Genomic DNA, 21,333 nt, shown 5'->3' on the forward strand with positions numbered 1-21,333 from the left:
CTGACGGCGGTTGCGTCGATTATTGGAAACCCGTGTAAGTTCGCGTTGAACGTAAAGATCAAAGATGTAAAAAGTCGTAACGATCTTGTACGTCAGGCGCGCAACAGCTCGGCCAGCGTCTGTTGCGAACGCTGCAATTGCTCATGCATCTGCGGTGCCAGCGCCCGCAGCGCTGACTCATCACTGACCAGCGCCGCCTCTTCCAGCGAGCGCAGCACATTGGCCAGTGCGCGAAAGCCCAATGAGTCGCTACTGCCGGCCAAGCGATGGGCCAGATGGGCGACTTCGGTGCAATCGTCGGCCTCGATGGCTTCCGTTAACGCTTCTTGATGCTGAGTGATCGAATTGCGCAACACCGCGAGCAATCCCTGAACCTTCTGTTCACCGAGCAAGGTCCGGTGAGTGTCTAACAACGGCCAGTCCATTGACTCGTCATCGCGCTGCGGCTCGGGAGTTGGCGACTGCCCGGCCAGCGCCTGCCGCAGGTTTTCGAGCTTCAAGGGTTTGGCGAGAATGCCGTCCATGCCGGCATCCAGATAACCGCGCACCAGGGTTGGTTGCACACTGGCGGTCAGGGCGAAAATCCGGCTGTGACGGTTTGGCCCAGCGCTGCTGCGAATCAGTTTGCACAGCTCGACGCCACTGATACCCGGCAGGTGCACATCGAGCAGGATCAAATCGAAGGTCTGGCTCGCGCACTGCATCAGCGCCTGTTCGGCCTCTTCAGCAAGCCAGACCTGATGCCCGTCCCGTTGCAGCAAACCGCTGACCACTTCGCGGTTCAGCGCCACGTCCTCGACCACCAGAATTTTCAACGCCGGACCGGCTGCACTGCTCAATATCACTTCGACCGTGCCGGTGGCCGGCGGCAACGTCAGCTCGAACCAGAAACAGCTACCGCGCCCCATCTCACTGTCAACGCCGATCTGCCCGCCCAACTGCTCCACCAGGTGTTTGCTGATGGCGAGGCCCAGGCCGGTTCCGCCAAAGCGTTGTGCTACCTCTTCGCTGGCCTGGGTAAAGCGTTCGAAAATCTTTGCCTGCATCGCCGGAGCAATGCCGATGCCGTTGTCGGTCACGCTCAGACGCAGCCGTTGCCCGGTTTGCCCCGAATCTTGCCCCAGCAATGTGACCTCGACGCTGACCTGCCCGCCTTCGGTGAACTTGATCGCGTTGGCCAGCAGGTTGCTCAACACCTGACGCAAGAACTGCTCGGCACCGTGATGCCTGTCGGCGACCTGCGGATCGATGCGGCAATGCAGCGTCGTGTCGTTGCTCAGCGCGCGCGGCTCCAGCAGCGTCAGTACCTCGTCGAGCAATTGCCGGACCGAGAAGTCGACTGGCTCCGGGTGGGTTTCGCCCTCCTCCAGCCTGGCGAAATACAGCACTTCGTTGAGAATCGTCAGCAACCCTTCGCCGGCCTTGTACAGCGCATCCAGACGTTTGCCGTCGCGCTCATCAAGGCTGGCGCCACGCAGCAACTCGGCCATGCCGAGGATGCCGTTGAGCGGCGTGCGCAGTTCATGGCTCATGGTCGCCAGGAACCGCGACTTGGCGAGGTTGGCCGCCTCGGCTTCGTCCTTGGCACGCATCAGGCTGGCGGTGCGCCGCTCGACCATTCTCAGCAGTTCATCGCGATTGTCCTGCAACGCCAGGCGATCGATTTCGCGCCGATCAATGTCACTGAGGATCGCCCGGCGCATATCGTCCAGGGCGTGAGCCACGGTGTCGATTTCGTCTTCGTGGGCGCGGCGGCTCTTGTCCAGATGCAAAGGCTCATGCCAGTCACCGACGGCGATGCGCCGGGCAAACCCGGCCATGACTTGCAGGTGCCGCGTGACCAAACGGTAAAACAGTCCCGACAGCGCCACCGCCAACCCGCAGAGAAACACGCTCATCCACAACAGACTGGTCAAACCGGTGGCGAACAGCCGCTGATGCACCGCGCCCAGATCGGTACTGACTTCCAATTGCCCCAAATGCCGCACGGGACCTGTTGGCGGTTGGTAATCCAGTTCAAAACGCTCGACGCGCAACGGCCCGATCGGGTCCTGGTTGCCCTGCAGTAGATCGAAGTCCGGGCTGGTCAGATGAACCCGGGCCACGTCGGAGAAATCCACCAGACCGCGCAGTTGCACATTCAACTGTTCCTGGTTCAGGTCCCAGAGGCTGCGTTCCAGGCTGGCCAGGTAGCCGGCGCGAATCAGTTCCATGCGTGAGTCGATGTCACGCATCTCGCGGCGGTACTCGAAATACAGTTGCACGGTGCTGGCGAGCACGGTGAAGCACAGGCTGAACAACAGAATGAACAGCAGCAGGCGCCGCAACAGTCCGCCGGGGCGTGCGCGGATCATTGTGCATCCACCGGCAGGCTGATCATGTCGCGGTAAGTGACTTCACTCTCGTTCAGCCAACGCTCGATGTCCCCGGCATCGACCATCCGCTTCAACTGCGCATCGATGTCCGGCATGCGACTGGCCAACGGGGAACGGCGTGACACCGCAACCCGCAGATAATCCACGCTCAAGGCGTTCGGCAAGGCCACGATGTCTTGCGCCCCTGGCAGGTTTTCGACGTAAAGCTGCCCGGTGCGCCGCTCCGAGGTGATGAAGTCGATGCGCCCGCGAATCAGCTTGCCGAAGTTCTGGCTGCTGTCGGACACCCATTCGATGTTCTGATGTTGCGCGACCAGGCGGTCGAAATCCACGCCATAACTCTCACCGAACAACAGCCCGCCACGGTAATTGGCCAGGTCCTCAAGGCGTTCGAACTTCACCGGGTGCTGACGATTGGTGAACAGCGCGACCTCTTCGCGCAACACCGGCACCGTCGAAAAAACCATGCTCTGCTCGCGTTGCACGGTGCTGTAGGCCAGCACCACGTCGACCCGGCCTTCGGCTGCGTCCAGCAGGCAGCGTTTCCAGTTGCCCAGCACAACGATCTCGACTTCGTAGCCCAGTTGCCCGAACAGGTTTTTCACCACGCTGGGAGCAAGGCCGCGTACCTGTTTGCCGTCGCTCCAGGAGATCGGCGGGTACACCGGGTAATCGCAGTAGCGAACCTTCTCCGCCGCCATCGCGTTGTTCCCCACCAGCGCCAACATCAGCCAAAACAGCCGCAGCATACGGCTCAGGCCGCGACGCTGGCGGTGAACAGGTAACCGGCGCCGTGGATGGTGATGATCAATTGCGGCTCGGCCGGATCATCATGCAACTTGCGCCGCAAGCGTCCGACCAGCACATCGATGGAGCGATCATTGGGTACCCACTCACGATTGCGGATCTGGTCCATCAACTGGTCACGACTCAAGGTGTGGCCGCTGTTGCGCAGGAACACGCTGAGCAACTGGTACTCGCCATGGGTCAGCAGGGTTTCGCTGCCGGCGTGGTCGATCAGCCGCCTGCGGTCAGTGTCCAGCGCCCAGGCGGCGAACTGCTTGACCGGCCGAGAAATCGCTGCAACCGGTTGCGGCGTCTGGGCATGACGAACCCGGCGCACCAGGTTTTTTGCCCGGGACACCAGTTCGCGTGGATTAAGGGGTTTGATCACATAGTCATCGGCGCCGCATTCAAGGCCGACGATGCGGTCGATTTCATCATTGCGCCCGGTGATCAGAATGATCCCGACTTCCGAACGGACCCGCAGCTCCCGGGTCAGGGTCAGGCCGTCCTTGCCCGGCAGACGAATGTCGAGCATCACCAGATCGACCGTCTGGCTCGCCAGAAAGGTTTCGGCCAGCTCCGCCGTGGCGGCGCAATGTACGTCGTAGCCTTCCTGGGACAGGTAGGCGTGCAGCAGTTCGCGAATCAGCGGATCGTCATCGACGATCAGTACCCGAGGAGCCATCGCTTGGAATCCTGCGTATGCCCGAAGGCGTGTTTCTTATTAGAGTTTTTTCCTGCACTGGCGCCAGAGAGTATCCATTGCTGAACGGGTGATCAACAGCCCGTCGTCTGCAAACAAAAACGCTGACGCCCACCAGCCTGCAAACCGTCGACCCAGGCTTCGCAAATCTGTATGCCCTGCTCCGGGGTAAAGGTCCCGGGGTTGAGACCCGACTCCAGCCACAGGCCGTCGAGCAAGGCGCTGAGGCTGATGGCGGCCAGGTCGGCGTCGAAATGTTCCCAGCCCTCCTCCTGTGCCAACTCGGTCAACACCTTGCGCAGTACACCGCGGTACTCGCCATAGGAATGATCGTGCGCCTGGTTGATCGCCTCTGCGGTCTTGACCGCGCCCCAGAACGCCAGCCAGGCATCCAGCAGTTGCGGGTCCAATAGCTCGGCGGAAAACGAGCCGCGGAAGAACGCCGACAAACGCTCGCGCGCATTCGGTGCAGCCTGTTCCATGGCCTCGCGCAGCAGGCTCATGACCCGCCCGGTGATCGACATGTAAGCCTCGGCCACCAGTTCGTCCTTGCCCGAATAGTGATGGCTGATCAGCCCGACCGAAACCCCGGCCTCGGCGGAAATCTTGCGGATCGATGCACCCTGGAAGCCGTGGCGCTTGAGGCACACCAGCGTCGCCTCGATCAGGTTGGCCTTGCGCAACTCCGGCTCCATGCGGGAAAAACGGGCTTCCTGACTCATGCGCGACACTCTCCGTGGATCAATCGTTAGGGGGCCGCAGCCGGGAAGACCGCGGGCTAAACGACTGTACAGCAAGAGCGTGGCAAGTCTCCAGTCAGTCGCATGCCGGAGTGACCGTGTTGCCCCCATCGCGAGCAAGCTCGCTCCCACACTGGATCCGGGTCGCCACAGTCATTTGTGCTCGACACATACCCTGTGGGAGCGAGCTTGCTCGCGATGGCGCTTTCACACGTCCAGCCCGTGGCAATTACTTGCTGGCCCAGGCGTTGAAGCGCTCTTCGAGTTCCTCGCCGTGATCGACCCAGAACGGTACATTCATCGACAGTGCACCCTTGAGGTTTTGCGGAGCAGTCGGCACCCATTGCGCCAGCTTGTTGTCCAGCCGGGCGGCGGCTTGAGTGTTGGTCGGGCCGTACGGAATCTGCTCGACATACTTGACCTGGGCATCCGGCTGGTTGGCAAAAGCGATAAAGCGCTTGGCCTGATCGACGTGTCTGGAGCCCTTGATGATCGCCCAGTAGTCCATGCCGTACAGGCTGCCCGGCCAGACCAGCCCGAGGTGGCTACCGCTTTGCGCGGCAGCAGCCACGCGCCCGCTGTAGGTCGAGGTCATCACCACATCGCCGGCGGTCAACCATTGCGCCGGTTGCGCGCCGGCTTCCCACCACTGGATATGCGGTTTGAGTTCGGTGAGCTTGGCGAACGCCCGATCGACGCCCTGCGGAGTGCTCAGCACCTTGTACACGTCCTCGACCTTCACCCCGTCAGCGAGCAAGGCGAACTCGAGGTTGTACACCGCACGTTTACGCAACCCGCGCTTGCCCGGGAATTTCTGCACATCCCAGAAATCGGCCCATGAGGTCGGGGGCTGCGCCAGCTTCTGGGTGTCGTAGGCAATCGCCACGCTCCAGACCAGCGCCGCGGAGCCGCATTTCTGCGCGGCCTCGGGAATCAACTGCTCGGCGCGGCCCAGGGTCTTCCAGTCCAGGCGCTCGTACATGCCTTCGTCGCAGCCGCGCATCAGGTCCGGGCCTTCGATCTGCACCACGTCCCAATCGACGTTGCCGGTGTCGACCATCACTTTGATCCGGGCCATTTCGCCGTTGTATTCACTCTGGATCAGCGTGCTCCGATCCGCCGTACTGAACGGTTGGAAGAACGCCACGTCCTGGGCTTTTTGTCCGGCTCCGCCGTAACCTACCACCACCATCTCCTGTGCTGCCTGAGCGTTGCCAAGGCCGCCGGCCAGGGTCAACAACAAGGGATAAAAACCGTGCTTGAGCGTGTTCGATTTCATCAGTGGTTCCTCGTGCAGGTGTCACTCAGGCAAATGCCCGCATGACCCTTTTTTATTGTTGTGAGGTTCGCCCCAGGAGCGCATCAGTCTCTACACATCGTCCTGCTTCAACTCCCGTAGCAGCTGCCGAGCTTGCGAGGCTGCGTTCGAGGACGCAGTCCTCGCAAATCCGGTATACGCGGTTTACCTGGAAGAGCGCGCTGCCTGAGTTCACGACTGCTTCGCCCGAGCGCGGACCGAGCCGAACGCAGCCTCGCAAGCTCGGCAGCTGCTACGGGAGCTGTCCTGCATCGCATTTCAATGTTGTGTAGATACCTATGCCCAGGAGTGGGCGCCAAAATAAGCTACTGCAAGCGCCAGTAAAAAAACAAGTTGATTTTTTACTGGCGGTAAATTTCTATAGGGCAATAATAACAACGCCGAAACCCCGGCCTTTCGGCTTCAGCCCGCCTGGAGTACCCGTACCATGCCGACCTCGACCCCTGCTTTTGCACATCTGTTCGAACCGTTGCAGATCCGTGGCAAACGCCTGAAAAACCGCATCATGTCCAGCGGGCATGACACCTCGATGCCCACCGATAACCTGGTCAACGAGCAACTGATCGCCTACCACAAGGCCCGCGCCGAAGGCGGTGTCGGGCTGATCGTGTTGCAAGTGGCCGGCGTGCATGACAGCGCGCGCTACACCTCGCATGTGCTGATGGCGACCGACGACGCCTGCATCGAGGGCTATCGGAAACTCGCACAAAGCTGCCATGCCCACGGCACCGTGGTGCTGTCGCAGATTTTCCATCCCGGACGCGAGATCATGGAGTCCAGCGATGGCTTGCTGGCGGTCGCCTACTCGCCTTCGGCAGTGCCCAACGAGCGGTTTCGGGTGATGCCGCGAGCGCTTGACCAGGCGATGATCGACGAGATCATCGCCGGTTATGGCGCTGCTGCAAGGCGCCTGTATCAGGCCGGGCTCGACGGTGTCGAGGTGGTCGCCAGTCATGGTTACCTGCCGGCGCAATTCATCAACCCAAGGGTCAACCGTCGCACTGACGACTACAACGGTGACCTGCAACAGCGTCTGCGCTTTTTGCGTGAAGTGATTGCGGCCGTCCGCGCCAATACCGACGAACAGTTCATCATCGGCTTGCGCATTTCCGCCGATGAGCGCGACCCCGAAGGGCTCACCGAAGACGAGTCGCTGGAGGCGGTCAAGTCACTGCAAGCACAACTGGATTACGTGCACATCGTCGCCGGCACCTCGGCGTCGTTGGGTGGCGCAGTGCATATCGTGCCGCCGATGGCGATCGAAGCCGCTTACCTGGCCAAGGAAGCCGGAACCTTCAAAGCCAGCCTGAGCATTCCGCTGTTCGTCACCGGACGCATCAACCAGCCACAGGAAGCTGAACTGATTCTGGTGCGTGGCCAGGCCGATGTGTGCGGCATGACCCGCGCGCTGATTTGCGATCCGCAAATGCCCAACAAAACCGACGCCGGCCGCGCCGAAGATGTGCGGGCCTGCATTGCCTGCAATCAGGCATGTATCGGGCACTTCCACAAAGGTCTGCCGATTTCCTGTATCCAGCACCCGGAAACCGGTCGTGAGCTGTTGTTCGGCCAGCGGCAAGCGACCACCCAGCGCAAACGCATCATGATTGCCGGCGGTGGTCCGGCCGGGATGAAAGCTGCGGCAGTGGCTGCGCAACGCGGGCATGAGGTGACGCTCTACGAGGCCAGTTCACAACTCGGCGGCCAAGTGCTTTTGGCGCAACTGTTGCCACGGCGCAGCGAGTTCGGCGGTGCCAGTACCAACCTCCAGCGCGAGATGGAACTGGCCGAGGTACGCGTGGTGCGCAATACCCGGGTCGACCGGGCGTTGGTTGCGCGCGAACGGCCGGACATGGTGATCGTCGCCACCGGCGCCGAGCCCTACTGGCCGGGGTTCGAACGCGGCGGTGAGTTGCAGGTGGTGGACGCCTGGCAGGTGCTGCGCGAGGAGGTGCCGATTGGCCGTTCAGTGGTGGTGGTCGACTGGCGCTGCGACTGGATCGGCCCCGGTATTGCCGAACGCCTGGTGCGCGCCGGGCATCAGGTGCAACTGGCGGTCAACGGCACCCATTGCGGGGAAAACCTGCCGCTGTACGTGCGCGATCAACTGGCCGGTGAGCTGCATAAGCTGGGCATCCCGATCACGCCGTACGCTCGGCTTTACGGTTGCGACGACAACACCGTCTACCTGCAACACACCGCCAGCGGTGAACCGATGTTGTTCGAGAACATCGATACGCTGGTGCTCTGCCAGGGCCATCAACCGGTGGATACCCTGGGTTCTGAACTGCAAGGTCTGGTGGAGTTTCGACGGATCGGCGACTGCCTGGCACCGCGTACTGCCGAAGAAGCGATTTATGAAGGCTTGAAAGTCGCCTGGGAGCTTTGAGGCTGTTTATACTCCGGGGCTTTTACGTTGGGCCGTGAGTCAAGCACAGTCCATTGTGGGAGCGAGCTTGCTCGCGATGATGGCAGTACATTCAACATCGTTGTTGACTGACCCGCCGCTATCGCGAGCAAGCTCGCTCCCACATGGACTGCGTGCAACTGACTGGGCCCCTTCATCGTTCGGAGCACGCCATGAGCAACAGCAGCAAGATGCCGCCTGCCAGCAGCGCGCCTTCGCCAGAAAGCGGCGCGGCAGAGCCGCACTTTCTCGGCACCCGGATTCGTGGCCTGCGCAAACGTCGGGGCATGACCCTGGCGGAACTGGCGCACATGAGTGAGTTGACGGCAGGCTACATCAGCCAGCTCGAACGCAACCTCGCCTACCCGTCGATCCCCGCGCTGTTCAACATTGCCCGCAGCCTGGGCGTGACCATCCAGTGGTTCTTCGCCAGCGAAGCCAACACCGCGCCCGAAGATCACGGTTACGTGGTCCGCAAGAACAGCCGCATGAGCGTGCATTACGAAGACGGTATCGTCGACCAACTACTGACCCCGCAACCCAACCGTCAGCTGGAAATGCTCCACTCACGCTTCCCGCCAGGCACCTATAGCCAGCACAGCTACAGCCACGAAGGCGAAGAAGCCGGTTATCTGCTGTCGGGCACTTTCGAGTTGTGGGTCGGGGAGCGTTATTTTCAGCTCAACGAAGGCGATAGCTTCAGCTTTTCCAGCCAGGAGCCCCACCGTTATGGCAACCCAGGGGATGTGGATGCCGTAGTGGTATGGGTGATTACCCCGCCGACATTTTAACGGCGCACGTGTCCATTCGACTGAGTGGCGCATGCACGCTTCAAAGTGTCACTCGGCAATTCCTTGAACAGCGCCCGGTAGCTGCTGGAAAACCGCCCAAGGTGCCAGAACGACCAGTTCATCGCCACTTCGGCCACCGTGGTGTCGGTGGCCGTGCGGCTGAGCAGTTCACGACGGGCGCTGTTGAGCCGGCGCAAGCGCAGCCACTGGGCCGGCGCCATGCCGGTGTAGGTTTTGAACGCGTGTTGCAGCTGACGCAATGAAACTTCGGCGACCTGCGAAAGCTCCAGCAAATTGAGGTTCTCTTCCGGCGTATCCGCCGCCCAATTACCGATCCGTTTCATGATCGTTCGCTCCCCTGCCCGGCGCTGCAACGCACCTCGGTCCAGGCAAACGCAGGCGTTGTCGAGAATGAACAGGCAATCGTCCAGCAGCTGTTGAGTCAGCGCTTCCTTGCTCGGCGGATCGAAAGTCTGTGACAGCCGGGTCAGGGTGCCGCTCAGCCAGCGGCTGAACAACGCGTTCTGCTGTGAATTGAGCGGCGCCATGAACAAGCCTTCCAGCCGCTCGACGTTCAGGCCGTTGCGCTGAACGAATTCCGGGCCGAAGACCACGGCCACTTCCTGGTAGTTCTCCGGGGTGATCCAGATGTTGCGGCTTTCGCCGTTCAACAGATACAGCGCGTTGTCACTGCGATCGAAACAGAACGCCAGCGAACCTGGCGGCGCACTGAAATTCTGCTCGACGCGGGTGTTCATGCACTCCTCGTAAATCTCCACGCCTTGCAGGTCCAGATAACGCACTTGTCCTGCGAAATGTCCGGGCGACATCTGCTGATAGTGCTGCACCCAGCCAGGGGTCGCGCGTATCTGTTCGGCGACATCAGCGGTGTTGAAAGCCTGCACGTGCAAGGGATTTGACTCTGTCATGGAATGACCTGTGCGCACTTTTTTGGTGCGTTCTGGTTCTGCTTAAAGTGGATAGATGGATCGAAACGCCTCGCCCAAGATAGTCGTCAACGCGCTACAGGGAAAGTCTTTCGCCGCTTGCACGCAATGCAGTGACCGACTCCGGCGCTGATAAAACCAACTACGAGGTCTTTATGAATGCCCCTTTCGATCAGCTGTCTTCATGGCTGAAAGAACACAAGATTACCGAAGTCGAATGCGTGGTCAGTGACCTGACCGGTATCGCTCGCGGCAAGATAGCGCCCACCAACAAGTTCCTGCATGAGCGAGGCATGCGCCTGCCGGAAAGTGTGCTGTTGCAAACGGTAACCGGGGACTTTGTCGACGACGACATTTACTACGACCTGCTCGACCCTGCCGACATCGACATGGTTTGCCGGCCGGATTCTTCGGCGATTTACGTGGTGCCGTGGGCGATCGAGCCGACCGCCATTGTGATTCACGACACCTTCGACAAGCTCGGCAACCCGATCGAACTGTCGCCGCGTAACGTGCTCAAGAAAGTCCTCAAGCTCTATGCCGACAAAGGCTGGCAGCCGATCGTGGCGCCGGAAATGGAGTTCTACCTGACCCAGCGCTGCGAAGACCCGGACTTGCCGCTCAAGGCACCGCTGGGCCGTTCGGGCCGCGCCGAAAGCGGTCGTCAGTCGTTCTCCATCGACGCCGCCAACGAATTCGATCCGCTGTTCGAAGACGTCTACGACTGGTGCGAACTGCAAGGCCTGGACCTCGACACACTGATCCACGAAGACGGCCCGGCGCAGATGGAAATCAACTTCCGTCACGGCGACGCGCTGGATCTGGCCGACCAGATCACCGTGTTCAAGCGCACCCTGCGCGAAGCGGCGCTCAAGCACAACGTCACCGCGACCTTCATGGCCAAGCCGATCGGCGACGAACCGGGCAGTGCCATGCACTTGCACCAAAGCGTGGTCGATATCGCCACCGGCAAACCGATCTTCGCCGACAGCGACGGGCAGATGAGCGAGCTGTTCCTGCACCACATCGGCGGTCTGCAAAAATACATTCCGAAACTGCTGCCGATGTTCGCGCCCAACGTCAACTCTTTCCGCCGCTTCCTGCCGGACACCTCGGCACCGGTGAACGTTGAGTGGGGCGAAGAAAACCGTACCGTCGGCCTGCGCGTACCGACTTCCGGTCCCGAGGCCATGCGCGTGGAAAACCGTTTGCCGGGCGCCGATGCCAACCCGTACCTGGCCATCGCCGCCAGCCTGTTGTGCGGATACCTGGGCATGATCGAACGCATCGAACCGAGCGCCCCGGTGCAGGGCCGCGCGTATGAGCGACGCAACCTGCGCCTGCCGATCACCATCGAGGATGCACTGGCGCACATGGAAGATTGCCCGACCATCGAGCGTTATCTGGGGACCAAGTTCGTCCGCGGCTACGTCGCGGTCAAGCGCGCCGAGCATGAAAACTTCAAGCGGGTGATCAGTTCCTGGGAGCGCGAGTTTCTGTTGCTGAGTGTCTGATCTCTATCAATTGAAACACTACCCCTGTGGGAGCGAGCTTGCTCGCGATAGCGGCATTACATTCAACATCAATGCTGACTGAACTACCGCTATCGCGAGCAAGCTCGCTCCCACATGTATTGCGCTGACTGAAAAGCTCCGACCAAACACACATCGAAAACAATCATTCAAAGAGGTGTCGAAATGCGTCTATTGAAATCAGTCGTTCCCGCAGCGCTCGCGCTGTTCTGCAGCCTCGGCGCGCAAGCGCAGCCGAGCGTCAGTGTGTACAACTGGACCGACTATATCGGTACGACCACCCTCGCCGACTTCCAGGCGAAAACCGGTATCAAGGTCATCTATGACGTATTCGACTCCAACGAAACCCTGGAAGGCAAACTGCTCGCCGGGCGCACCGGGTATGACGTGGTGGTGCCTTCCAACCACTTTCTGGCGCGTCAGGTCAAAGCCGGCGCGTTCCTCAAACTGGACCGCTCGCAGCTGCCGAACTGGAAAAACCTCGACCCTAAACTGCTGACGCTGCTGGAGAAGAACGACCCGGGTAACGAGCACTCGGTACCGTACCTGTGGGGCACGAACGGCATCGGCTACAACGTCGACAAGATCAAAAAAGTGCTGGGGGTCGATCACATCGACTCCTGGGCCGTGCTGTTCGAGCCGGAAAACCTGAAGAAGCTCAGCCAGTGTGGCGTGTCGATGATGGACTCGGCCGATGAAGTCTTCCCGGCGATGCTCAACTACATGGGCATGGACCCACGCAGTTCGAACGTCGAAGACTACAAGAAAGCCGAAGCCAAGCTGCTGAGCATCCGCCCGTACATCACCTACTTCCACTCGTCCAAGTACGTGTCGGACCTGGCCAACGGCGACATCTGCATTGCCTTTGGTTACTCGGGCGACGTGTTCCAGGCGGCGAACCGTGCCAAGGAAGCGAAAAACGGCGTGAACATCGCCTACGCGATCCCCAAGGAAGGCAGCAACCTGTGGTTCGACCTGCTGGCCGTGCCCGCCGATGCCGGTAACGCCAAACAAGCCCACGAATTCATCAACTATCTGCTGGAGCCGGAGGTGATCGCCAAGGTCAGCGCCACCGTCGGTTACGCCAACCCCAACCCTGCGGCCAAGCAGTTCATGGACGCGGAACTGGTGAATAACCCAGAGGTTTACCCCTCCCAGGCGGTGCTGGACAAGCTGTACATCTCGACCACACCGACACCGGAAATCATGCGCGTGATGACCCGTTCCTGGAGCAAAGTGAAGTCCAATAAATGAATCAGGCAACTGCTATAAACCTGCCGGCGGAACACGCCCGCTCCTATTACAACGCCTCCGCCAACGCGATGGTGCAACACCCGACGCTGACGGCGGATCTTGAGGCCGACGTCTGCGTGATCGGCGGCGGTTTTACCGGCGTCAACACCGCCATTGAGCTGGCCCAGCGCGGGCTCTCGGTGATCCTGCTGGAGGGCCGACGGATCGGCTGGGGCGCCAGCGGCCGCAATGGCGGGCAGTTGATCCGTGGCATTGGCCACGACGTTTCGGGCTTTGCCCGTTACGTCGGCCAGGAAGGCGTGCGCTATCTGGAGCGCGCCGGCATCGAATCGGTCGAGGTGGTGGGCAATCGCATCCGCGAGCACGGCATCGACTGCGACCTGCGTTGGGGCTTCTGCGAACTGGCCAACACACCCGCGCAATTCGCCGCGTTTCAGCTGGAGCAGGAAACCCTGGACGCCCAGGGTTATGCCCATGCAACCCGCCTCGTCAGGCCCGAGGACATGCGCCAGGTGGTGAACTCCGGTGTGTACGCAGGCGGACTGGTGGACATGGGCTCCGGCCATCTGCACCCGCTCAACCTGGTGCTCGGCGAGGCTCGGGTCGCCGCGTCGCTGGGGGTGCGGATTTTCGAGCAAAGCCCGGTGCTGGAGATCATCCATGGCAGCACCGCGCAGGTTCGCTGCGCAGGCGGCACGGTACGCGCCGGCAGTCTGGTGCTGGCCTGCAACGCGCACCTGGAGGATCTGGAACCACGGCTCAGCGGCAAGGTGCTGCCGGCGGGCAGTTACATCATCGCGACCGAGGCGTTATCAGAGCAGGCTGCCGCCGAACTGATCCCACAGAACCTGGCGCTGTGCGACCAGAAAGTCGGACTCGACTACTACCGGCTTTCGGCAGACCGGCGCTTGCTGTTCGGCGGCGCCTGCCATTATTCCGGACGCGATCCGGCGGACATCGCTGCCTACATGCGCCCGAAAATGCTCAAGGTGTTCCCACAGTTGGCCGATCTGCGCATCGACTATCAATGGGGCGGCCGGATCGGCATCACCGCCAACCGCTTCCCTCAGGTCGGGCGGTTGGCGCAGTACCCGAACGTGTTTTATGCCCAAGGCTATTCCGGTCATGGCCTCAACGTCACGCATTGGACCGCGCGCCTGCTGGCCGAGACGATTCATGCAGGACACAGCCAAGGCCTGGACGTCTTCAGTGCGGTGCCGCACATGACCTTTCCGGGTGGGCGTGCATTGCGTACACCGCTCCTGGCACTGGGTATGTTGTGGCATCGTTTGCGTGAGGTGCTAGGTTAATGGCCATCGTCATCGAATCGTCTGGAGCTTCGGGCAATGGCCGCGATCGAACTGCACCGCGCACAACGGGATGAACTGGACTGCATCGAAAACCTGATGCAGTTCTATCTGTACGACTTCAGCGAGTGGCTGCCGCTGACGATTGGCGCCCATGGTTTCTTCCCTCTTCAGCCGATGCTCGACTACTGGCGAAAGCCTGCAACGCAGCCGTTCCTGATCAAGGTTGATGGGGAGATCGCCGGGTTCGTGACGGTTGACGACGCAGTTCGTTTCGACGACGTGCAGTACAACATCGGTTATCTCTTCGTCAGCCGCCGCTATCGAGGTCACGGCGTCGGGAGGTTCGTAGTGTCTGCCCTGCTCCAGCAGCTTCCCGGTCAGTGGCAGATTTTTCATATCGACGCCAATCAGCCGGCGCAGGTTTTTTGGTCCAAAATCATTCCCGAGCTGACCCAGGGTCAGTTCACTCGCCATCAGCTTCCCGTCGACGGCTACCCGTGCACATTGTTCAAGTTTCGATTCAATGAAAGTTGAGCCACTGACTGCATCGAATCGGCAGGTAATGGCTGGCGAAGTCCAGTCCCTGCGTCCAGACTCAGAGCAATAGACGCTCCCCGGCACTGACGACTCGAGGCTTTGTGCATGCTGCTTTTCCTGCTACCTCAGGCTGACTACGACCCCACTGAAAGCAGCGTGCCCTGGCAGGCGTTGCATGACGCCGGAATCGAGGTGCGCTTCGCGACGCCAAAAGGGTTGCCGGCCTATGCCGACTCGCGACTGGTGGACATGGGATTCGGGCCACTGAACTCGCTGCTGATGACCCGAAAAGAAGATCTTCAGTGTTACGCCGCCATGACCGCCGACGAGGGTTTCAAATCACCCATGGCCTACGCCGAAGTAGACCCCGAGCAGTTCGAGGGGCTGGTGATCCCGGGCGGCCACGCCAAGGGCATGCGCAGTTTGCTCGAATCCGAAGACGCCCGGCGGATTGTCCGGCACTTCTTTGATGCACAGAAACCGGTCGCAGCGGTCTGCCACGGTGTCTTGTTGCTGGCCCGCACGCTGGATGCCGACAACGGTCTTTCAGTGCTGCACGGGCGCAAGGTGACCGCGTTGCTGGCCAACACCATGGAGCTGCCAGCCTGGTGGATCACCGCGCCGTGGCTCGGCCGCTACTACCGCACCTATTCGCAAACCGTGCAGGCCGAAGTCACCGCGGCATTGGCCAGCGTCCATGACTTCTTGCCGGGGCCGCGATTCGCGCAACGTGATTCGACAGAAAACCCGCAACGCGGATTTATCGTCCGCGACGGCAACCTGCTGACCGCACGCTGGCCAGGTGACTGCCACCGTTTTGCGGCGGAGCTGGTCAGCATGGTGCACCAGGCACACGGTGTTCAGGCCCCGCGCCGGGCCGACTGGACAGTCGGCATGCATTGATGGCTGCGTGACGCCTCACCCGCGCCCGCTGACCGACCACCAACGCGGCAGCAACTGCTGAACCTTGCTTTCGCCAAAACGGTCATCGATCAGCATCACCACGCCTTGATCCTGCTGGGTACGAATCACCCGTCCAGCCGCTTGCACCACCTTCTGCACACCGGGAAACAGGTAGGTGTAGTCGTAACCTGCGCCGAAGATCGCCGCCATGCGCTGTTTCAGCTGCTCGTTGACCGGGTTCAGTTGCGCCAGCCCTAGCGTCGCGATGAACGCACCGATCAACCGTGAGCCCGGCAAGTCGATACCTTCACCAAACGCCCCGCCCAGTACCGCAAAGCCGACGCCCTGACTGGTGGCCGTGAACTGTTCAAGAAATTCCTGACGCCGGGCTTCGTCCATGCCGCGCGACTGCGACCACTGGTTGATCTGCGGCCAAGTCTCGGCGAACAACTGCGCCACTTGTTGCAGGTAATCAAAGCTGCTGAAGAATGCCAGGTAGTTGCCGGGACGCTCCGTGAACTGTCGGCCCATAAGCTCGACAATCGGTTCGAGCGAAGCCTGCCGGTGCACGAATCGGGTGGAGATCTGACTGACAATCTGCACCTTGAGCTGCTCGGCATTGAACGGCGACTCGACGTCGATCCATACCGTGCTCGCCGGCAACCCGAGCAGGTCGGCGTAATAGCGCTGCGGGCTCAAGGTCGCGGAAAACATCACCGTGCTGCGCGCCGCCGTCAGGCGCGGGCGGATGAAACCAGCCGGCACCACGTTGCGCAGGCACAGCTGCGACAGGCTACGCGTGGTACTAAGGTCGCGCTTGCTGATGTCGAACAGGAAATGCTCATCGAACAGCTCGGCGACCCGGCTGAATTGCAGCGCATCGAAATAGAAACTCTGCAACGCAGCGTCCAGCCCCTGCGGGTGATCGTTGAGGTAATCGCCAATGGCCGTCGTGCAGAGCGACAGCGCCTGCAACAATTTTTCCGGAGCCTTGGAGTAGGCCTGATAGGGGCTGATCTGTGTTTTGTGCAGCGTATTCCATTCACGGTTGACCCGCTGCAAGCTTTTCTTCAGCACCTCGGGAGCGCTTTTGCGCAGGGTATTCAAGGTGAATTGATCGAGGCTGGCGCTGTACATCTGCCGACCGCGCTCCACCAGGTTGTGGGCCTCATCCACCAGCACCGCGACCTTCCACTGGTTGGCCTGAGCCAAACCGAACAGCAACGCACTGAAGTCGAAATAGTAGTTGTAGTCGGCAACTACTACGTCAGCCCAACGGGCCATTTCCTGGCTCAGGTAATACGGACACACCTGATGTTCCAGGGCGATCTCGCGCAGGGCCGCCTGATCGAGCAAGGTCACCTGACTCGCCGCCTCACGGGCCGCCGGCAAACGATCGTAAAAGCCTTGCGCCAACGGGCAGGATTCGCCGTGACAGGCTTTGTCCAGATGCTCGCAGGCTTTGTCGCGAGCAATCATCTCGAGCACTCGCAATGGTAAGCCGTCGCTGCCGTCAACGATCACTTGTGCCGCATCCAGCGCCAATTTGCGTCCGGGAGTCTTGGCAGTGAGGAAAAACACCTTGTCCAGCTGTTGCGGCGCCAGCGCCTTGAGCATCGGGAACAGTGTGCCGACCGTTTTGCCGATGCCGGTCGGGGCCTGGGCCATCAGGCAGCGACCGGTGCTGACCGCCTTGAACACTGATTCGGCAAGGTGACGTTGCCCCGGGCGAAAGTCCGGGTACGCAAAGCGCAGCACCTGCGCGGCCTGATTGCGCGCTTCACGATGGGCCATTTCCTGCTCGGCCCAGCGCAGAAACAGCCCGCACTGCAGCGTGAAGAAACGCTCCAGCTCAAGCGCGCTCCAGGTTTCGACCAGGCTGGTTTCCTTTTCGCTGACGATATCGAAATACACCAGCGCCAGTTTGATCTCGGCCAGCTGCAGTTTCTGACACATCAGCCAGCCGTAGATTTTCGCCTGGGCCCAATGCAACTGACGGTGGTTGGCCGGCATCCGTTCCAGTTCGCCACGGTAGGTTTTGATTTCCTCAAGACGGTTCTGGCCAGGGTCATAACCGTCCGCCCTGCCCCTGACTGTCAATTGCCGATATTCACCTTCAAGGGCGACTTCGTTTTGATAGGTTTCACTACGCCGCGAAGCGACAGTGCGGTGACCGACGATGCCTTCCAGGGCTGTCGGCGACGGGGTGAAACGCAGGTCGAGATCACCGACCTTGGCGGTGAACTCACACAGCGCCCGCACCGCAACGCTGTAGCTCACGCCTCATGCTCCGCCCATTGCACATAACAGACGGCGACAGGCATCTGATGCTCGTGGCAGAACTCCAGCCAGCGCAGTTGGTTGTCTTGCAGACGATCGCCCGGGCCTTTGACCTCGATCATCCGGTAGGTCTTGTGTTGCGGCCAGAACTGGATCAGGTCCGGCATCCCGGCACGATTGGCCTTGATGTCCAGCAACAGGCGATTGAACCAGTGCTTGAGGTGTTCAGCCGGCAGACAGTCCAGCGCCTGCTCAAGCAGCTCCTCGGTCAGCACGCCCCAAAACACAAAGGGTGACTGCACGCCTGATTTGACGCGAAAACGCTGGCGGATGGTCTCGGCATAACGCCCATCGTCCAGCTCTGCCAGGCACGCCTGGAACAGTTCGGCACGCCGGGAATGAAAATCTTCGCTGAGCAGGTCTACCGGCCCGCGCTGGAACGGGTGAAAAAATGCGCCAGGCAACGGTGCGAAAATCGCCGGCCAGCAGAGCAACCCGAACAACGAGTTGATCAGGCTGTTTTCGACGTAATGCACTGGCGCCGTGGGTTCATCGAGATGAGCCTGCACGTAGAACTCGACTGACAGTGCCGGGTCGATTCGCGACAGACTCAGGTCCAGGCGTTCAACTTCGCGGGCCTTGACCCGGGGCATTGGCGGGCCGCCGAGTTTGCGTCGCAACCGGGGCAGCACCCGCAACAATTGTTGTTGCTCGGCGGCGCTCTCCGGCGCGTGTTCGGCGTGGGTCGCCAACTCCAGGGCCAATTGAAACTCGGCGCAACGTTCCAGCACCCGGATCAAGCGCAACCTGGCGCCGGGGTATGCACATTCTCGGTAGATCGTCAGCGCTGCCGAGAAATCGGCGATGCGCTCGCAATGTTGCCCGATCTGGAACAGCAGCTTGGCGCGGCGCCGCTCGAGCCAGGGGTTGCCAGTTTGCAGTGCCTGGATCTGTTCGACGACCTGTTCCAGCGCCTCCCCGGTTTCAAAGCGCAGTTGGCAATCGTGCAGATAGAGAAATGCCTCGACGTCGTCACGGCTGCGCAAGCCTCGGGATTCGGCGCAAAACTCGACTTTCTCGTAGATAAAGACCCCAAGATCCGCCAGGACGAACTCCGACCAGTCCTGATACAGATTGCCGAAGAACATCAGCCGCAGCCGATCGCACAGGTCCATGATGGTCAGGCTCAACAACCGGTCATCCAGCGTCGGGCACCAATTCCTGAAGGGCTGCGGCTCGGTGAACTGCTCGCTCAATGCGGCCAGCCACTCGGACTTTTTCGCTTTGGGTTGTTCGATGGCTGTGCTGAAGCACTGAAGGATTTCCGGTTTGAGCAGCACCTCGAACAGTTGCTCAATCGACAGGGGCGCCTGTTCGTCAACCCAGCCAAGGTTCAGCAAGGGTTCTGCCGCGCGGGCGATCTCGCCTATTTCGGCGTAGTGCAACTTGCCGAGGCGAAAATGCTCGCCCTTGCGCATGACCATCCTGACCAGCAGTGCCTGAGAGGCGCGCGGCAACTGGCCAAAATCAATGATGAATTGCTGCTCCTGCGCACTGAGCACGTCGACATAGCGCTGCTCAAGCCAGACGAGCACTTGTTGAAAGTTGTTCAGGTAATAGAACGGATCTTCGAGCGGATTGACTGTCACGAATAGAAAGCGCCATGGCGAGCGGGTACTGGTTATGCGTACAGATATCAGCTGAGCCCGATGCTGGCAAATGGAAAAAGATCAGCGGAGGATTTTGTGTAATGCCAGTCAGCCAGGGAGATACATTCTATAAAACGAAGCAAGTCTAGTGTGGGAGCGAGCTTGCTCGCGATAGCGGTGTAACAGTAAACATTGATGTCGAATATAAAACCGTCATCGCGAGCAAGCTCGCTCCCACATTCGGTCTTTGTTGTTTTGAACCTTGGGTTCACTTGGCTGACTGACATCAGCCGGTTTGGTGGCTTTTTCAGCCGTGAGCCGAACTTTCCTGGAGTGAGTGACACCAAGAACAGTCAGTACCGAAATGACGCACCTGTGCGTCGAGACGATCAAAAGAGTTCTGAAAGAGAGGTTTATCCATGAATATCCGCATTCTGAGCGTGCCCCTGGTCATCATGGGCTTGCTGGCATTAGGCGGTTGCGCGTCGCCAACGGTGGTGACGTTGCAGAACGGCACCCAATATTTGACCAAGGACATGCCGAAAACCAAGGGCACGGACGGTTTCATTGAGTTCAGGGACATTTCCGACGCCAAGATCAAGGTCAAGGCGGACGACGTCGCCACCATCCGCACCGAAAAATGATCGAACGCCTCAGGGCATCTGCAATGCAGGGTATTGCCCCGGGATACTGTTATCGCAGGAAATAACCTGCCCGCCGCGTCGCAGCAATTGCCCCCTGATGGTTTGGCAGCGCTCGTATTCCCGGGCATTCGCGTTGTCGATGCTGATGTTGCCGGTCACGGGCGGTTGCTTGCCGTCACCCAGGCTCAGTTTCACCCAGGGTTGTTCCGGCTGAATCTGGAAACGGCTTTTCTCGGGCTCAGGTTCGGTCTGTTCGACCTGCGCGGGGGTTGGCAGTTGATCGGCGGTCACGCCGTATCGGTTCAAAATCGAGCCATGAGGCAACTCCTCAGCTATCGCGCTCGCCGATAAAATCATCAGCGTTGCTGCGACTGCCTGCCTCTTGCTGTTACTCACTGTGTTCAATCTCCTGTTTTCGATTCACAACGCCCTACGTCTGTGTCACGCGAAGGTCGCGCCCTCTGGAAACGCATGGCCTGGCCGGTGGTTTAATGCCATGGCAAAAAAAAACCGGAGCACATGCACAAAACTCCGATTTACGCCTGGCTCACCGGAACATTGTGGCTATGCTTTTCAAATCGACGGGCGTTTTCCTGATCCCGGGAAAACGCTTTTGTCCGGTATTTGAGCCTGCCGTGTAGCGACAGGTCACCTTTTTCAATCAGAAGGAATTACCAGCGTGCAGCCCCTACAACGCCCTTTGAGCGATAAGGACTTCGCGCTTCCCCTGCCCGGCTTCAAAGTTCTGGCACTGGCCCTTGCCGTATTCGGGCTCAGTGCGTGCAGCAGTATCCACGCACACACCAGCGAATACGCCGGGGTCCAGCACGCAGTCGCCACGTCCCCGAACTCGGTGCAAATACTGCGTACCCCGCCCACACGACCGTACACGCGGTTGGGTGAAGTGATTCTGCACACGCGCGCGCAGCCGGCTCCGCCCATCGACGAGTTCGAACAGAGACTGCGTGAAGAAGCGGCAAAAATCGGCGGCGATGCGGTGGTGGTGATCTACGACATGACCCTGCCCATTTCGGATTACGTCAGCGTTGCGCTTCCGCTGGACCGGGATCTCCACAGCGAGCAGAGACGCAAGCTCAAGGGCATCGTGATTCACTATGAATAAACGCTGAAAAGCCCGACGCGAACCGAAGTTCGCG

General features: G+C 60.3%; 18 protein-coding genes. 9 read left to right on the plus strand and 9 right to left on the minus strand.

Going from position 1 to position 21,333, the window contains the following annotated elements:
* Window positions 1–92: 92 nt before the first annotated feature.
* The 5 genes from AC1DIG_RS01120 to AC1DIG_RS01140 form a co-directional block, all read right to left on the minus strand.
* On the minus strand, window positions 93–2,354 hold the full coding sequence (locus AC1DIG_RS01120) for an ATP-binding protein (protein WP_477765760.1): 2,262 nt from the start codon (window positions 2,352–2,354) through the stop codon (window positions 93–95).
* The gene (locus AC1DIG_RS01125; protein ID WP_477765761.1) at window positions 2,351–3,124 is read right to left on the minus strand and encodes a substrate-binding periplasmic protein; all 774 of its coding nucleotides are present in this window, start codon (window positions 3,122–3,124) and stop codon (window positions 2,351–2,353) included. The genes AC1DIG_RS01120 and AC1DIG_RS01125 overlap by 4 nt, the downstream gene beginning before the upstream one ends.
* Before the next feature lie 5 nt (window positions 3,125–3,129).
* On the minus strand, window positions 3,130–3,846 hold the full coding sequence (locus AC1DIG_RS01130) for a response regulator (RefSeq protein ID WP_477765762.1): 717 nt from the start codon (window positions 3,844–3,846) through the stop codon (window positions 3,130–3,132).
* Window positions 3,847–3,938: 92 nt separating this feature from the next.
* The gene (locus AC1DIG_RS01135) at window positions 3,939–4,586 is read right to left on the minus strand and encodes a TetR family transcriptional regulator C-terminal domain-containing protein (RefSeq protein WP_477765763.1); all 648 of its coding nucleotides are present in this window, start codon (window positions 4,584–4,586) and stop codon (window positions 3,939–3,941) included.
* Between the two features lie 247 nt (window positions 4,587–4,833).
* Window positions 4,834–5,883: an ABC transporter substrate-binding protein gene (locus AC1DIG_RS01140; RefSeq protein WP_477765764.1), complete on the minus strand. Its 1,050-nt coding sequence runs from the start codon at window positions 5,881–5,883 to the stop codon at window positions 4,834–4,836.
* A gap of 466 nt (window positions 5,884–6,349) precedes the next feature.
* On the opposite strand from AC1DIG_RS01140, the gene AC1DIG_RS01145 reads away from it, so the two are divergent.
* Complete coding sequence (locus AC1DIG_RS01145) at window positions 6,350–8,311, plus strand: oxidoreductase (protein ID WP_477765765.1); 1,962 nt, start codon at window positions 6,350–6,352, stop codon at window positions 8,309–8,311.
* Window positions 8,312–8,520: 209 nt separating this feature from the next.
* A complete protein-coding gene (locus tag AC1DIG_RS01150; RefSeq protein WP_477766064.1) occupies window positions 8,521–9,120 on the plus strand; it encodes a cupin domain-containing protein in 600 nt (199 codons plus the stop codon).
* On the opposite strand, the gene AC1DIG_RS01155 is transcribed toward AC1DIG_RS01150, so the two are convergent.
* Window positions 9,117–10,049, minus strand: coding sequence for a helix-turn-helix domain-containing protein (locus tag AC1DIG_RS01155; protein WP_477765766.1), 933 nt, complete (start codon window positions 10,047–10,049; stop codon window positions 9,117–9,119). The genes AC1DIG_RS01150 and AC1DIG_RS01155 overlap by 4 nt on opposite strands.
* A 173-nt stretch (window positions 10,050–10,222) precedes the next feature.
* Here AC1DIG_RS01155 and AC1DIG_RS01160 point away from each other — a divergent pair, with 173 nt between their 5' ends.
* From AC1DIG_RS01160 to AC1DIG_RS01180, 5 genes are all read left to right on the plus strand, one after another.
* Entirely contained in the window at window positions 10,223–11,581 is a 1,359-nt protein-coding gene (locus AC1DIG_RS01160; protein ID WP_477765767.1) for a glutamine synthetase family protein, read from the plus strand.
* A gap of 183 nt (window positions 11,582–11,764) precedes the next feature.
* Window positions 11,765–12,853, plus strand: a complete 1,089-nt coding sequence (locus tag AC1DIG_RS01165; RefSeq protein WP_477765768.1) for a polyamine ABC transporter substrate-binding protein — start codon at window positions 11,765–11,767, stop codon at window positions 12,851–12,853.
* Window positions 12,850–14,163, plus strand: coding sequence for an NAD(P)/FAD-dependent oxidoreductase (locus AC1DIG_RS01170; RefSeq protein WP_477765769.1), 1,314 nt, complete (start codon window positions 12,850–12,852; stop codon window positions 14,161–14,163). The genes AC1DIG_RS01165 and AC1DIG_RS01170 overlap by 4 nt, the downstream gene beginning before the upstream one ends.
* 36 nt (window positions 14,164–14,199) lie before the next feature.
* Window positions 14,200–14,697 carry a GNAT family N-acetyltransferase gene (locus tag AC1DIG_RS01175; protein WP_477765770.1) on the plus strand — a complete coding sequence of 166 codons (498 nt, stop codon included), beginning with the start codon at window positions 14,200–14,202 and terminating at the stop codon, window positions 14,695–14,697.
* A 108-nt stretch (window positions 14,698–14,805) separates the two neighbouring features.
* Window positions 14,806–15,603, plus strand: a complete 798-nt coding sequence (locus AC1DIG_RS01180) for a DJ-1/PfpI family protein (RefSeq protein ID WP_477765771.1) — start codon at window positions 14,806–14,808, stop codon at window positions 15,601–15,603.
* A gap of 15 nt (window positions 15,604–15,618) precedes the next feature.
* On the opposite strand, the gene AC1DIG_RS01185 is transcribed toward AC1DIG_RS01180, so the two are convergent.
* Window positions 15,619–17,883 carry an ATP-dependent DNA helicase gene (locus AC1DIG_RS01185; protein WP_477765772.1) on the minus strand — a complete coding sequence of 755 codons (2,265 nt, stop codon included), beginning with the start codon at window positions 17,881–17,883 and terminating at the stop codon, window positions 15,619–15,621.
* Window positions 17,880–19,532, minus strand: a complete 1,653-nt coding sequence (locus AC1DIG_RS01190) for a VRR-NUC domain-containing protein (protein WP_477765773.1) — start codon at window positions 19,530–19,532, stop codon at window positions 17,880–17,882. Before AC1DIG_RS01190 ends, AC1DIG_RS01185 begins: the two co-directional genes overlap by 4 nt.
* Before the next feature lie 419 nt (window positions 19,533–19,951).
* Here AC1DIG_RS01190 and AC1DIG_RS01195 point away from each other — a divergent pair, with 419 nt between their 5' ends.
* Window positions 19,952–20,176, plus strand: coding sequence for a YgdI/YgdR family lipoprotein (locus AC1DIG_RS01195; protein WP_477765774.1), 225 nt, complete (start codon window positions 19,952–19,954; stop codon window positions 20,174–20,176).
* Between the two features lie 9 nt (window positions 20,177–20,185).
* On the opposite strand, the gene AC1DIG_RS01200 is transcribed toward AC1DIG_RS01195, so the two are convergent.
* Window positions 20,186–20,572 (minus strand): hypothetical protein, encoded by a 387-nt coding sequence (locus AC1DIG_RS01200; protein WP_477765775.1) that lies wholly within the window; start codon window positions 20,570–20,572, stop codon window positions 20,186–20,188.
* A gap of 283 nt (window positions 20,573–20,855) precedes the next feature.
* Between AC1DIG_RS01200 and AC1DIG_RS01205 the strand changes: the two genes are divergently transcribed.
* Window positions 20,856–21,299: a hypothetical protein gene (locus AC1DIG_RS01205; protein ID WP_477765776.1), complete on the plus strand. Its 444-nt coding sequence runs from the start codon at window positions 20,856–20,858 to the stop codon at window positions 21,297–21,299.
* Window positions 21,300–21,333 lie beyond the last annotated feature (34 nt).

The organism is Pseudomonas sp. 05N431 (assembly GCF_056397005.1).